Genomic DNA, 14,608 nt, shown 5'->3' with positions numbered 1-14,608 from the left:
GAGAAAAATGTAAGACATATATAGATGTAATTTTTTGTATTAGGAGGTGGAGTGTGAATGGAGTTTGATACAATTACAGCAATTTCGACACCAGTAGGGGAAGGTGCTATTTCAATTGTTCGATTAAGTGGGGAAGAAGCAATTGCTATTACAAATAGATTGTTTCAAGGGAAAGACTTAACGAAGGTGGATTCACACACATTGCATTACGGTAAAATGATGGACCCTAAAACAGATACAGTTTTAGATGAAGTCATTGTTTCTATCATGCGTGCACCAAAAACATTCACATGTGAAGATGTGGTAGAAATAAATTGCCACGGTGGTTTAGTTGCTGTACAACGAGTGTTACAATTAGTACTGGATGAAGGTGTACGACTAGCGGAACCAGGCGAATTTACAAAACGTGCATTTTTAAATGGAAGAATTGATCTTTCTCAAGCAGAAGCGGTAATGGACGTAATTCAATCAAAAACGAATGAAGCGATGAATGTAGCGTTAGGACAATTGGATGGAAAGTTATCACAGCTAATTCATAAATTACGCCAAGAACTAATTGAAACAATTGCACATGTAGAAGTTAACATTGACTATCCTGAGTATGATGATGTTGAAGAAATGTCACATGAAATGATGGAAGAGAAAACTTCGTACGTGAAGGACGAAATTGAAAAATTACTCCAAGTTGCTAAACAAGGAAAAATCCTTCGTGAAGGGATAAAAACAGCGATTGTCGGTCGACCAAACGTAGGGAAATCATCATTAATGAATTCACTCGTTCAAGAGGAAAAGGCGATTGTAACTGATATTCCTGGAACGACTCGAGATGTAATTGAAGAATATGTCAATGTTCGTGGTATTCCATTACAATTAATCGATACTGCTGGAATTCGAGAAACAGAAGATATTGTCGAAAAAATTGGGGTAGAGAGATCCCATAAAATTTTACAAGAAGCTGATCTCGTTTTATTTATGCTCAATTATAATGAAGCATTATTAGAAGATGACCGTAAAATTTTTGACATGTTACAAGATATGAATTATATCGTCATCGTAAATAAAACAGACTTAGAGCAACGCTTAAATATGGAAGAGATACAACAATTAGCTAAAGGACAAGTTTTAACAACATCTTTAGTACATGATGAAGGTGTCGACCAATTAGAGAAGGCTTTATCAGATATTTTTTTCCAAGGAAATATTATGGTTGAAAACAATATGGTCGTATCTAACGCACGTCATATTCAATTACTAAATCAGGCACAAAAGACATTAGAAGATGCTAGAGATGCATTACAAATGCATTTACCATTAGATATGGTACAAATTGATGTAACAAGAACGTGGGAGTTATTAGGAGAAATAGTTGGAGATACTGCGAGTGAAAGTTTAATCGATCAGTTATTCTCCCAATTTTGTTTAGGAAAATAGATAAGAAAGGGTGAAAAAAATGACATATTATGATGCAGGACATTATGATGTTATCGTTGTTGGAGCAGGTCATGCAGGATGTGAAGCAGCAGTTGCAGCAGCAAAAATGGGCTCAAAAACATTACTTTTAACATTAAATTTAGATATGATTGCTTTTATGCCTTGTAACCCATCATTAGGCGGACCGGCAAAAGGTATTGTTATTCGTGAAATTGACGCACTTGGAGGTGTGATGGGGAAGGTTATTGATAAAACACATATTCAAATGCGTATGTTAAATACAGGAAAAGGACCTGCAGTACGTGCATTACGTGCTCAAGCAGATAAACCTTCATATATCGTTGAAATGAAACGTTTAATTGAAGAACAAGAAAATATTACGCTAATGCAAGCGATGGTAGATGATTTAATCATTGAGGACGGAGTATGTAAAGGAGTTGTGACAGAATCAAAAGCAGCTTATTACGGAGATTCCGTCATCATCACGACTGGAACATTTATGCGAGGAAAAATATTAATCGGTGATTTAGAGTACGAAAGTGGTCCAAATAACCAACGTGTGACAGTGAAACTTGCTGAAAATCTCGAAAAATTAGGATTAGATTTAATTCGTTTCAAAACGGGAACACCACCGCGTGTAAATAGTAATACGATTGATTATGATAAAACAGAAATTCAACCAGGGGACGAGAAGCCACAAGCTTTCTCTTATGAAACGACTGAATATATAACCGATCAAATCCCTTGTTGGTTAACACATACAAGTGAAAGAACACATCAAATTATTAATGATAATTTAACATTATCTGCGATGTATTCTGGAATGAAACGTGGTACTGGACCAAGATATTGTCCTTCTATTGAGGATAAGATTGTCCGTTTTCATGATAAACCACGCCATCAAATTTTCTTAGAACCAGAAGGAAGAAATACGGATGAAGTATATGTACAAGGTTTATCGACATCTTTACCAGAGTTTATTCAACATGAATTATTAAAAACAGTTCCAGGACTTGAAAATGCACAAATGATGCGTTCTGGGTACGCAATTGAATATGATTCTGTCATTCCGACACAATTATGGCCAACATTAGAAACGAAACAAGTAGATGGATTATTTACTGCAGGACAAATTAATGGTACGTCAGGATATGAAGAGGCTGCAGGACAAGGGATCATCGCTGGAATTAATGCAGCGTTAAAAGTGCAAGGGAAAGAACCATTTATTCTAGATCGTTCACAAAGTTATATCGGAGTTTTAATCGATGACTTAGTGACAAAAGGAACACGTGAACCATATCGTTTATTAACATCACGTGCAGAACATCGTCTACTTTTAAGACATGATAATGCAGATATTCGCTTAACTGAATTAGGATATGAATTAGGCCTTATTTCTGAAGAACGTTATGTAACATTCCAAGAGAAATTACGTTTAATTGAAGAAGAAAAAGCATTTTTACACGGATTTATCGTAAAAGTATCTGATGATGTACAAAAAGCATTAGAAAATGTACATTCAACACCGTTAAAGGATGCAATTCGTGCATTAGAATTATTAAAACGTCCTGAAGTTACTTTTAAAACGATTGAAGAAATAATTGGTGTAAGAAATATTCCTGAGGATGTAAAAGAACAAGTCGAAATCCAAGTGAAATATGAAGGATACATTAAGAAAGCGACAGAACAAGTAAAACGTATGTTAAAAATGGAAAACAAAAAAATTCCGGAAAATATTGATTATGATGCGATCCATAGCTTAGCATTTGAAGCACGAGAGAAGTTAAAACAGATTCGTCCGATGTCGATTGGGCAAGCATCACGTATTTCTGGAGTAAACCCAGCAGACATTTCGATTTTACTCGTTTATATTGAACAAGGTAATGTGAAAAAAACTAGTTAGAGAAATAAAGGAGAATAGAACATGAACTTAGATACATTTATTACAGCATTACAAGAGCATCAAATTCATTTAAATGAGACACAAATAGCGCAGTTTGAAACTTATTTTGAGGAACTTGTTGCTTGGAATGAAAAAGTTAATTTAACAGCTATTACTGAAAAAGAAGAAGTATATGTAAAACATTTTTATGATTCTATTTCTCCTAGTTTTTATTTTAATTTTAATGAGATACAAACAATTTGTGATGTTGGGGCAGGGGCTGGTTTCCCTAGTATTCCTATAAAAATCTGTTTCCCACATTTACATGTTACGATTGTGGATTCATTAAAAAAGCGAATTAATTTTTTAGAACATTTATCGAATACATTAAAATTAGAGAATACAACATTTATTCATGCACGTGCGGAAGATTTTGGGCAAAATAAAGACTTCCGTGAATCTTTTGATGTCGTTACGGCAAGAGCAGTGGCACGAATGTCAGTTCTGTCCGAGCTATGTTTACCATTAACAAAAGTAAATGGCGTATTTTTGGCATTAAAAGGTGCTAGTGCGGCGAATGAGTTAGCAGAAGGAAAAAAAGCTATTAAAGTACTCGGTGGGGAAGTAGTAAAAATGGATACATTTTCATTGCCAGTAGAAGATAGTGAGCGAACAATTTATACGATTAAAAAAGTGAAAAAAACTCATAAAAAGTATCCACGTAAGGCAGGTACACCTGCAAAAAGTCCAATTTCTTAGAAAATAGGAAGAAACAATACTTTTTCATACTTTTTTATGATAAACTTAACTATATAAGGTTAAGTTTTTTCTTACTTTATGAAAATAATCGCTTCTTTTTTTTCGGTACAATTTTAAATTGTTCCACGTGAAACATTTTTATTATTATGGTTAAAAAGGTGATGTTAATATGTTGCAGTCTTTTAATCGACTTTTTACTAGTGGGAATAAGACAGAAGATAAAATAGTTAATAATCAAGAAGATGTCGTTCAGTTAGATGTTGCACAAGTTGTGCCTAATGAATATCAACCTAGAACGTTATTTGACGATGAGAAAATTAAAGAATTAGCTCAAACTCTTCAAACGCATGGGATGATCCAACCGATTGTAGTGCGCAAAAAAGGTGAAGAAACATACGAGGTAATCGCTGGTGAAAGAAGATTAAGAGCAGCAAAATCATTAGGCTGGGAAAGAATATCTGCAATTATCCGTAATTTAAGTGATACGGAAACAGCTTCCATCGCTTTGATTGAAAATATTCAGCGTGAAGAATTATCAGTAATTGAAGAAGCGAAAGCATATGAGCAATTGCTTGCAATGCATGAATTAACACAAGAAGCTCTTGCACAACGTTTAGGTAAGAGTCAATCGACCGTTGCGAATCGTATTCGTTTACTTAGTTTACCTGAACGTGTTCAGGAAGCATTAATGGAGCGCGTGATTACAGAAAGACATGCGAGGGCATTAATGAAATTAAAAGAAGAAGCATTAATTCTAGTTTATTTTGATCAAGTAATTGAAAACGAGTTAAATGTACGGGAAACAGAAGAATTAGTAAATGCCCATTTTGAAACAGAGGAAGAAGAAAAACCGAAAAAACGTCGTAAAGCAAAATTTGTTAGTAAAGATATTCGTATTGCGACTAATACGATTAAACAATCGTTAAAAATGATTAAAGATACAGGAATTGACGTAGAGTCGGAAGAAGAAGAGTTAGATGACTACTATCAAATAACGATACGGGTCAAAAAAGAAAAAAACTAAAATGCTTGCAATAGGTAGGTGCCATCATGGGTAAAATTATAGCAGTGACAAACCAAAAGGGTGGAGTTGGAAAAACAACTTCAACAGTGAATCTAGGCGCAAGTTTAGCACTTTTAGGGCAAAAAGTGCTTTTAGTTGATATAGATCCACAAGGTAATGCAACGAGTGGAGTAGGAATTAATAAAGGTGATATGGATCAATGTGTATACAATATTTTAGTAGATGATATAGATGCTAGAGAAGTTTGTGTACCAACAGACGTCGAAAATCTATCTATTATTCCAGCAACTATACAATTAGCAGGTGCAGAAATAGAATTAGTATCTGCAATGTCTAGAGAAGTACAACTTAAGAAATCATTAGAAGATTTAAAGAGTGATTATGATTATATATTAATTGATTGTCCTCCATCATTAGGATTGTTAACAATTAATGCTTTAACAGCTTCAGATAGCGTTATTATTCCAGTACAATGTGAATATTACGCATTAGAAGGGTTAAGTCAGTTATTAAATACAATTCGACTGATTCAAAGGCATTTAAATAAACAGTTAATGATTGAAGGTGTATTATTAACGATGTTAGATGCGAGAACGAATTTAGGTTTACAAGTAATCGAGGAAGTAAAAATGTATTTCCAAGATAAAGTTTATAAGTCTATCGTTCCGCGTAATGTACGTTTAGGGGAAGCACCGAGTCATGGGAAACCAATTACCGTTTATGATCCTAAATCAAAAGGTGCAGAAGTATATCTTGAGTTAGCGAAGGAAGTGATGGAAGTTGGCGAAAAGGTTAGGTAAAGGTTTAGGTGCCTTATTTAATGAAGTAGAGTCAACAGAGGATCATGTGGTTGAAATGGTTGCATTAAAAGATATGCGTACAAACCCTTATCAGCCAAGAAAAACTTTCGATGCAGATGCGATTGAAGAATTAAAAGTATCGATTTTGGAGTACGGAATCATTCAACCTTTAATTGTACGACAAAGTATTAAAGGATATGAAATAGTCGCAGGAGAAAGACGTTTTCGTGCTGCAAAAGAGGCTGGTTTGACGGAAGTTCCAGCTATTGTGAAAGAGTACGATGATAAAAAAATGATGGAAATCGCCTTGTTAGAAAACTTACAACGCGAGGACTTAACAGTCATTGAAGAAGCAGAAGCATATAAAAACTTAATGGATGAATTAGGACTAACTCAAGAACAATTATCACAGAAATTAGGGAAAAGTCGTTCACATATTGCAAATGTTATGCGATTATTATCGTTACCTGAAGATATAATCCTGAATATTAGCAATGGAGAGCTATCAATGGGTCATGGACGAGCTTTACTAGGTTTAAAAAATAAAGAACAACTTTATCCATTAGTAGACAAAATATTAACGAATAATTTAAACGTCCGTCAAGTTGAAATGATGATTACAGAATTAAATGAGGCGAAGAAAAAAGAGAAACAAAAGAAAAAATCTGATCCATTTTTAGAGTCACAAGCAACGAAATTACGCGATGTATTAGGGACGAACGTAAAAATACAGAAAAATAAACATAAAGGTAAAATAGAAATTGAATTTTATAATGATGATGATTTAGAAAGATTAATCATGTTGTTACAAAAATAAAATTCAGTTAGACTGACACGGTGAACGAATGTAGTCAGTCTTTTTATTTGAAGTAATGTTCCACGTGGAACAATTGGGAAGAGTTGATGGTAGAATGGTGTTGTTTGGTACACTCGTTAACGTATTATGTATCGTTGTCGGGAGTATATTCGGGTTATTTTTGACGAATATACAAGAAAAATATAAAGAAACTGTCATGCAGGGAATTGCGTTAGTCGTTATTTTAATAGGCTTGCAAATGGCATTTCAAACCGAATCGATTATTATCGTTCTAATAAGTATGTTAACAGGTGGTTTTATAGGTGAATTTTTAAAGTTAGAAGCTGGTTTGAATAAGTTAGGCTATTTCATTGGAAGTAAATTTAGATCGAAACAAGGTGAAGATAATAATATTGCACAAGCATTCGTGACAGCATCTCTCATATTTGCAGTCGGTGCGATGGCGATATTAGGTGCATTAGATAGTGGGATAAGAGGGGACCATGAAGTTCTTATGACAAAAGGGATGCTTGATGGCTTTACAGCATTCGTTTTAACGACTAGTTTAGGCATTGGTGTTGTTTTTTCAAGTATTCCTGTCTTATTATGGCAAGGAACGATCGCATTGCTCGCTACACAAATCGATCGCATTATACCTGAAGCTTTATTTCAAACCTTTATAACGGAATTAACTGCAGTCGGTGGGTTGTTAATCGTAGCAATCGGTTTAAATATATTAAAAGTAACAAATATACGTGTGACAAACCTTTTACCAGCAATTGTAACGGTAGGTATAGTCATTTGGGTCCAACAATTGTTTTAAAAATATAATGAGGAACTAAAAGAGGTGGATGACGTATGAGTGATAAAGAATTTGGTTTAAATGATGTTGTAGAAATGAAAAAACAGCATCCTTGTGGTGAAAATCGTTGGAAAATTATTCGTATGGGCATGGACATCCGAATTAAATGTTTAGGCTGTGGTCGGAGTATTATGATTCCGAGAGCAGAATTTACTAAAAAACTAAAAAAAGTAATTGAAAAAGCAGAATTAGACTAACTTTTTGGAAAAAGTCGTAGTTTTGGATAGAAAAACAGGTGGAAAATACAGTTTTTCATGAACATGAGGTCAAAAGGTAACATATTTGTGAAGTTGTATAAATATTAAATAACGTTTATAATACATATGATTATGATGTGAACGTTATATAAAAAGAGAGGAAATGAAGAAATGTCATTAACAGCAGGAATTGTAGGATTACCGAACGTTGGGAAATCAACATTATTTAATGCAATAACAAAAGCAGGTGCAGAAGCCGCAAACTACCCATTCTGTACGATTGATCCAAACGTAGGAATTGTTGAAGTACCGGATGAACGTTTATTGAAGTTAACGGAAGTTGTACAACCGAAAAAGACGATTCCAACAGCATTTGAATTCACGGATATTGCTGGGATTGTAAAAGGTGCGAACAAAGGGGAAGGGTTAGGAAACCAGTTCCTATCACATATTCGTCAAGTAGATGCTATTTGTCAAGTCGTTCGTTGTTTTGAAGATGAGAATATTACACATGTATCAGGTAAAATTGATCCGATCGATGATATTGAAACAATAAATTTAGAGTTAATTTTAGCTGATTTAGAAACAGTGACGAAACGGTATGAACGTACAGAAAAACTAGCTCGTCAGAAAGAAAAAACAGCTGTACAAGAATTTAATGTGATGAAAAAGCTAAAAGAAGCATTAGAAGCTGAACAACCAGCAAGAACGGTTGAATTTTCAGAAGAAGACCAAAAGATTGCGAGTCAATTACATTTATTAACGGCAAAGCCAATTTTATATGTAGCAAATGTTGGAGAAGACGAGATTGCGGATGTTGCATCGAATGAATATGTAAATAAGGTAAAGGAATTTGCACAAAACGATGGAGCTGAAGTAATCGTCGTAAGTGCAAAGATTGAAGAGGAAATTGCTCAATTAGATCAGGAAGAAAAAGAAATGTTTTTAGAGGAATTAGGTATCGAAGAATCTGGTTTAGACCAATTAATTAAGGCATCATATGATTTATTAGGTTTAGCTACTTACTTTACTGCTGGAGAACAAGAGGTTCGTGCTTGGACATTTAAAAAAGGAATGAAAGCACCACAATGTGCTGGAATTATCCATACAGACTTTGAGCGTGGGTTTATTCGTGCTGAAACAGTATCATATGATGATTTAATGGATGCAGGATCAATGGTACAAGCACGTGAAAACGGGAAAGTGCGATTAGAAGGAAAAGAATATATCGTCCAAGATGGCGATGTTATCCACTTTAGATTTAACGTATAATGTAATGGGGCTTGAAAGTTCTATTTTAAAGTGTTATAATTTTTAGATGTGAGTAATTTATTTTAATTGCTCCTTGCTCTATTGTTTCAATAGGGCCGCATAGACCAAAAGGAGGTGTTCAAGAATGAGAAAATACGAAATTATGTATATCATTCGTCCGAACATTGAAGAGGAAGCTCGTAAAGAGGTTGTTGAGAAGTTCGACAACATTTTAACTTCAAATGGCGCGACGATTGAAAAAACAGAAGAGTTAGGCTCAAAACGTTTAGCGTATGAAATTAACGATTTCCGTGATGGATACTACGTATTAATCAACTTCGAAGGAAACGAAGACGCTGTAAACGAGTTTGATCGTCAAGCGAAATTCAGTGAAGATATTATTCGTCACATCGCAATTCGTGTAGATGAACAATAATTAGGGAGTGATGTTGATGTTGAATCGTGTCGTTATCGTAGGAAGACTAACGAGAGATCCCGATTTACGTTATACACCGAGTGGAGTAGCTGTTGCAAACTTTACGATTGCAGCAAATCGTCCGTTTAGAAATCAGCAAGGCGAACAAGAAGCAGATTTTATTAATTGTGTTTCTTGGCGTAAACAAGCTGAAAACTTGGCGAATTATATGAAAAAAGGTAGTTTAATTGGTGTCGATGGTCGTATACAGACACGCTCATATGAAGGGCAAGATGGTAAGATGGTTTATGTGACAGAAGTGTTAGCTGAAAACATTCAGTTTTTAGAGCCACGTTCTTCACAGCAACAAAGACCTTCTGGTTATAATCAGAATGACCCTTATCAACATCAGGCACAAACCCAAAACTATGCTCCACCACAACAGCAGCAGTATCAACAAGGTGCTCAACAACAAGACCATCAAGGTCAACAACCGTCGAGCAATCCTTTTGAAAGTGATGGACAGCAAATTAATATTTCAGATGATGACTTGCCATTTTAAAAAAGTTAGTGTGTAGCTTTTAAATTAATGGCGTTCGATCCCAAATAAGGGGATGTATAAATAAGAGTTTATTTATGTGTGTAATAAAAAACCGTTTTTATCATTGCTAGTGTGTGGCGATGATAGAAACGGTTTTTGGTTTTTAAAGGTTTTTCATCGATGTTGGATTGTATATTGAGCTTCATTTTTCAAAATGAAATTAATATATTCTATCCCCAAGACATGGCCAAAATGAAGAAGGACCACCAAGAAACATACAGACTAATGATAACTGTCATTAAAAGTGAAGTAGTTAATATGATACTGCTTAAACGTGATTTTACTTTTTCAGATATTAATATCATAAACTGCATTATAATTGCTACAGCAAACAAAATGATACTAATAATCGTTGTAGCTGTTAACATCACCATATACCAATCATCTGTAAATATACTAGCAATACTTTGAGCATAAACCCCTAAAAAGATTGCCGTTAACATACATAAGAAAACAATTAGGAAATATGATTTCATTTTAATTTGAACCACCATTTTTTACTCCTTTTAATCACTCGTACCCTCGTTTATTTGTTGAAGTCCATATGCTTTACACTTAGTTTAACATAGATATAGAAAGGCCTTTTAAAATTACGGTAAAAGACCGATATGATAGTTTTAAAGCCATGTTTGTTCACTGAAAGATTCTTCAATCACAGATCTATTTTTAGCGAATTATTGTACAAAGAAAAAATCTTTGTTATAATCATGAGTAATTCAATAGGGTTTTCTTCGGGGTCGGGTGAAATTCCCAGCCGGCGGTGATGAGGTGAGCCTCTCAGTCCGCAACCCGTTTTATCAAGCATAAAACGGTGGATTTGGTGCAAGTCCAAAGCCGACAGTGAAAGTCTGGATGGGAGAAGAAACACATTTCGTTAAAAAAGCTATTTTTATAGCTGTTTTTAGCGTTTATTTGAAATGCCTTTTTCTCCCTTGCTATGTAATAGTAAGGGAGTTTTTTGTTGTAATGGAGAATATTTTATGGAAGGAGTGCATGTCTTTTATATGGATGATCATACATATATGAATATAGCGCTTTCATTAGCGGGAAGTACAGTTGGTCAAACGAGTCCAAATCCACATGTAGCAGCAGTAATCGTTAAAGATGGTCAACTATTAGGAACGGGTGTGCATATTAAAGCAGGAACACCACATGCGGAGGTTCATGCGATAAATCATGCTAAAGGAGCTACGGAAAATGCGACAATGTATGTCACATTGGAACCGTGTAGTCATCAAGGTAAGACCGGTCCGTGTACAAAGAAAATTATTGAAAGTGGTATTAAAAAGGTATATATAGCGATGTTAGATCCAAATCCACTCGTGGCAGGGAAAGGTGTAGCAAAATTACGAGAAGCTGGAATTGAAGTGGTAGTTGGGTTAGGTGAAACAGAAGCAAAAAAATTAAATGAAAAGTATATTCATTTTATGAAAACAAACACTCCATTTATAACGATAAAAGCAGGTATTTCATTAGACGGGAAAATAGCAACGAAAACAGGTGATAGTAAGTGGATCACCTCTATTCAATCACGACAAGATGCACATCAACTTCGCCATGAACATGATGGCATTTTAGTTGGAATTAATACAATCTTACAAGATAATCCCCTTTTAACTACCAGAAGACCCCTTGGTGGAAGGAACCCCATTCGAATTATATTGGACACGAATTTAACTATTCCATTGTCTGCAAAAGTCATTCAAGATAAATCTTCAAAAACAATTATATTTACAGGAAAGAACATTTCAAACGATAAAAAACTAGCTGTTGAAAAACTAGGTGTAACGGTCATAAGTCAAACAGAGGAAAATCTTTGTTTACAAAGTGTACTACATCATTTAGGGACATTATATATCATGTCTGTACTTGTAGAAGGTGGTGCTCAAATACACGCATCGTTCATAGAAGCAAATGCCTTTCAACAAATTATTGCGTATGTTGCACCGAAAGTAATCGGTGGGAAAGAAGCAATTTCTTTTATTGGTGGAAATGGTACAAATGATGTGATTTCAGGAAAAACATTACATTTTACAGAAATAAAGCAAATTGGTCCAGACATAAAAATAATAGCAACATGTAACCAAGAAGAGGAAGGTGTTTTATGTTTACAGGAATAGTTGAAGAATTAGGGACACTAAAATCTGTCAAACATGTAGGTAACACATTACAATTATCGATTGCTGCGAAAAAGGTGCTAGAAGATATTGGCCAGGGAGATAGTATTTCGGTCAATGGTGTTTGTTTAACGGTAACGAGATTTTCAAAAGAGGACTTTTTTGTAGATGTGATGCCTGAAACATTTCATAGTACGTCATTGCATGAGCTGACAAAAGGCTCTCACGTTAATTTAGAAAGAGCAATGAGTGCTAATGGACGTTTTGGAGGTCATTTTGTGACAGGACATGTGGATACAGTTGGAGAAATTATTCAAAAGGAATATAAAGAAAATGCCATTTACGTGAAGATTGCATTTACCAAAAATGATAGGCATGTATTACTTCATAAAGGTTCTATTACAGTTGATGGTGTCTCATTAACGGTTTTTGGAGTGGAAGATGAAGTGGTTACGATATCAATTATTCCTCACACAGCAAAAGAGACAGTTCTCAGTATAAAGGAAGTTGGCGAAAAGGTTAATTTAGAGTTTGATATGCTTGGAAAATATGTATATACATTTTTACGAACACAACGAGAAGGACATGAACAAGGCCAACTTTCCGTAGAGTTTTTACAAGATAATGGGTTTTTATAAAATGAAAAGGAGTTTTTCATCTATGTTCCATACGATTGAAGAAGCGATAGAAGATTTACAGCGAGGGAAGGTCATTATCGTTTGTGATGATGAGGATCGGGAAAATGAAGGTGATCTTGTTGGTTTAGGGCAGTTTGCAACACCTGAAATGATTAATTTTATGGCAACGGTCGGTAGAGGACTTATATGTACACCTGTATCACCTGATATTGCACATACATGTCAGTTAAGGCCGATGGTAGAGAAAAATACGGATCCATATGAAACAGCGTTTACGATAAGTATTGATCACAAAGATACGACAACAGGTATAAGTGCTTTTGAACGATCCTTTACGATTCAAAAGTTATTAGAATTAGACGTATCTATAGATGATTTCAAACAACCCGGACATGTTTTTCCACTTGTCTCTAAGGAAGGTGGAGTATTGGAACGCCCAGGCCATACAGAAGCAACGATTGATTTAGCACGGTTAGCTGGTGCAAAACAAGTTGGTGTCATTTGTGAAATTATGAAAGAAGACGGAACAATGGCGCGTATGGATGATTTAACGAAGCTTTCTGAAAAATATAACTTAAAGATGATGACAATTAAAGATTTAATAGCCTATCGGATGAAACATGAATCATTTATTAAAAGAGAAGTAGAAATTAATTTACCGACAGAATATGGACAGTTTAAGACGATTGGTTTTACAAGTACTTCGGACAGTAAAGAACATATAGCACTTGTAAAAGGTGATATACAAGATGAGGTGCCTGTTTTAGTCCGAATTCATTCCGAATGTTTAACAGGAGATGTATTTGGCTCTAATCGATGTGATTGTGGTCCTCAGCTACATAAGGCACTGGCGCAAATAGAGCAGGCTGAAAGGGGTGTTTTATTGTATATGCGTCAAGAAGGAAGAGGAATTGGGTTAATGAATAAATTAAAATCATATAAACTGCAAGAAGAGGGCTTTGATACGGTAGAAGCTAATAATCAATTAGGATTTGCAGATGACTTACGTGATTATACGATTAGCGCACAAATATTACGTAATTTAGGTGTAGAACAAGTTCGTTTATTAACGAATAATCCAAGGAAAATTTATGGTTTACAAGAAGCGGGCATTCATGTCACAGAACGTGTTGCACTCGAAATGCCGATCAAAAAGGACAATGAACGATATTTAAAAACAAAACAAGAAAAACTAGGACATTTATTAACTTTTTAAAGGAGAGAAAATAATGAAGAAAGTATTGGAAGGGAATTTAGTTGGAAATGATTTAAAAATAGGAATTGTTGTTGGACGGTTTAATGAATTTATTACGGGTAAATTATTAGGTGGGGCAGAAGATTCGTTAAGAAGACATGGTGTAGTAGATGAAAATATGACAGTTGTTTGGGTACCAGGTGCATTTGAAATTCCTTTAGCAACAAAAAAATTAGCAGATAAAGGAGAGTTTGATGCAATTATTACGCTAGGGACAGTCATAAGGGGGTCTACACCACATTTTGATTATGTATGTAGTGAAGCCGCAAAAGGTATTTCGAAAGTTGGAATGGATTACAATATTCCTGTCATTTTCGGTGTGTTAACAACAGATACGATCGAACAAGCAATTGAGCGTGCTGGAACAAAAGCTGGCAATAAAGGATATGATGCAGCAGTAGGCGCAATTGAAATGGGAAATTTATATAAAAATTTATAAAAATATCACAACGTATTCTTTTAGGTGTAGGAAAGACGTGGTAAAAGCAAGTTACGTTTGGTCCTTCATTCGAAACGAATATAGCTTCATATAAATTTTGTCTAGAAAGATATAAGTGTTTACGGAATGAAAAAATGCTTT

Annotated in this window: 16 protein-coding genes and 1 riboswitch; of the genes, 15 read left to right on the top strand and 1 reads right to left on the bottom strand. The window is 34.8% G+C overall.

Going from position 1 to position 14,608, the window contains the following annotated elements; genetic code table 11:
* Nucleotides 1–57: 57 nt before the first annotated feature.
* The 11 genes from mnmE (at nt 58) to ssb (ending at nt 9,979) form a co-directional block, all read left to right on the top strand.
* Complete coding sequence (gene mnmE / locus SPD45_RS10815; protein WP_336267768.1) at nt 58–1,431, top strand: tRNA uridine-5-carboxymethylaminomethyl(34) synthesis GTPase MnmE; 1,374 nt, start codon at nt 58–60, stop codon at nt 1,429–1,431.
* Nucleotides 1,432–1,450: 19 nt separating this feature from the next.
* Entirely contained in the window at nt 1,451–3,334 is a 1,884-nt protein-coding gene (gene mnmG, locus SPD45_RS10810) for a tRNA uridine-5-carboxymethylaminomethyl(34) synthesis enzyme MnmG (RefSeq protein ID WP_336267767.1), read from the top strand.
* Between the two features lie 21 nt (nt 3,335–3,355).
* Nucleotides 3,356–4,072 (top strand): 16S rRNA (guanine(527)-N(7))-methyltransferase RsmG, encoded by a 717-nt coding sequence (rsmG, locus tag SPD45_RS10805; protein WP_336267766.1) that lies wholly within the window; start codon nt 3,356–3,358, stop codon nt 4,070–4,072.
* Between the two features lie 169 nt (nt 4,073–4,241).
* Complete coding sequence (noc, locus tag SPD45_RS10800) at nt 4,242–5,096, top strand: nucleoid occlusion protein (RefSeq protein ID WP_336267765.1); 855 nt, start codon at nt 4,242–4,244, stop codon at nt 5,094–5,096.
* A gap of 26 nt (nt 5,097–5,122) precedes the next feature.
* Nucleotides 5,123–5,896, top strand: coding sequence for a ParA family protein (locus SPD45_RS10795; protein WP_336267763.1), 774 nt, complete (start codon nt 5,123–5,125; stop codon nt 5,894–5,896).
* Nucleotides 5,877–6,713 carry a ParB/RepB/Spo0J family partition protein gene (locus SPD45_RS10790; protein WP_336267762.1) on the top strand — a complete coding sequence of 279 codons (837 nt, stop codon included), beginning with the start codon at nt 5,877–5,879 and terminating at the stop codon, nt 6,711–6,713. Before SPD45_RS10795 ends, SPD45_RS10790 begins: the two co-directional genes overlap by 20 nt.
* Nucleotides 6,714–6,807: 94 nt before the next feature.
* Nucleotides 6,808–7,515 carry a DUF554 domain-containing protein gene (locus SPD45_RS10785; RefSeq protein ID WP_336267815.1) on the top strand — a complete coding sequence of 236 codons (708 nt, stop codon included), beginning with the start codon at nt 6,808–6,810 and terminating at the stop codon, nt 7,513–7,515.
* A gap of 35 nt (nt 7,516–7,550) precedes the next feature.
* On the top strand, nt 7,551–7,751 hold the full coding sequence (locus SPD45_RS10780; protein WP_336267761.1) for a DUF951 domain-containing protein: 201 nt from the start codon (nt 7,551–7,553) through the stop codon (nt 7,749–7,751).
* A 171-nt stretch (nt 7,752–7,922) separates the two neighbouring features.
* Nucleotides 7,923–9,023 (top strand): redox-regulated ATPase YchF, encoded by a 1,101-nt coding sequence (ychF, locus tag SPD45_RS10775; protein ID WP_336267760.1) that lies wholly within the window; start codon nt 7,923–7,925, stop codon nt 9,021–9,023.
* A gap of 124 nt (nt 9,024–9,147) precedes the next feature.
* Complete coding sequence (gene rpsF, locus SPD45_RS10770) at nt 9,148–9,438, top strand: 30S ribosomal protein S6 (protein ID WP_336267759.1); 291 nt, start codon at nt 9,148–9,150, stop codon at nt 9,436–9,438.
* Nucleotides 9,439–9,454: 16 nt separating this feature from the next.
* Nucleotides 9,455–9,979 (top strand): single-stranded DNA-binding protein, encoded by a 525-nt coding sequence (gene ssb / locus SPD45_RS10765; protein ID WP_336267758.1) that lies wholly within the window; start codon nt 9,455–9,457, stop codon nt 9,977–9,979.
* 209 nt (nt 9,980–10,188) lie between these two features.
* Here ssb and SPD45_RS10760 read toward each other — a convergent pair whose 3' ends face one another.
* On the bottom strand, nt 10,189–10,509 hold the full coding sequence (locus tag SPD45_RS10760; protein ID WP_336267757.1) for a hypothetical protein: 321 nt from the start codon (nt 10,507–10,509) through the stop codon (nt 10,189–10,191).
* Nucleotides 10,510–10,741: 232 nt separating this feature from the next.
* Nucleotides 10,742–10,886, top strand: a riboswitch (FMN riboswitch).
* Between the two features lie 112 nt (nt 10,887–10,998).
* On the opposite strand from SPD45_RS10760, the gene ribD reads away from it, so the two are divergent.
* Genes ribD through ribH form a run of 4 tightly spaced genes read left to right on the top strand, consistent with a single transcriptional unit; the run spans nt 10,999 to nt 14,467 of the window.
* A complete protein-coding gene (gene ribD, locus SPD45_RS10755) occupies nt 10,999–12,138 on the top strand; it encodes a bifunctional diaminohydroxyphosphoribosylaminopyrimidine deaminase/5-amino-6-(5-phosphoribosylamino)uracil reductase RibD (RefSeq protein ID WP_336267756.1) in 1,140 nt (379 codons plus the stop codon).
* Nucleotides 12,123–12,773 (top strand): riboflavin synthase, encoded by a 651-nt coding sequence (gene ribE, locus SPD45_RS10750; protein WP_336267755.1) that lies wholly within the window; start codon nt 12,123–12,125, stop codon nt 12,771–12,773. The genes ribD and ribE overlap by 16 nt, the downstream gene beginning before the upstream one ends.
* Nucleotides 12,774–12,795: 22 nt before the next feature.
* Nucleotides 12,796–13,989, top strand: coding sequence for a bifunctional 3,4-dihydroxy-2-butanone-4-phosphate synthase/GTP cyclohydrolase II (locus tag SPD45_RS10745; protein WP_336267754.1), 1,194 nt, complete (start codon nt 12,796–12,798; stop codon nt 13,987–13,989).
* A gap of 13 nt (nt 13,990–14,002) precedes the next feature.
* Nucleotides 14,003–14,467 (top strand): 6,7-dimethyl-8-ribityllumazine synthase, encoded by a 465-nt coding sequence (gene ribH / locus SPD45_RS10740; RefSeq protein ID WP_336267753.1) that lies wholly within the window; start codon nt 14,003–14,005, stop codon nt 14,465–14,467.
* Nucleotides 14,468–14,608 lie beyond the last annotated feature (141 nt).

This window comes from Pseudogracilibacillus sp. SO10305 (assembly GCF_037072005.1).
Lineage (GTDB): Bacteria > Bacillota > Bacilli > Bacillales > Amphibacillaceae > Pseudogracilibacillus > Pseudogracilibacillus intestinigallinarum.
Note: the sequence above shows the minus strand (reverse complement) of the source record. Positions and strands in the feature narration are given on the sequence as shown.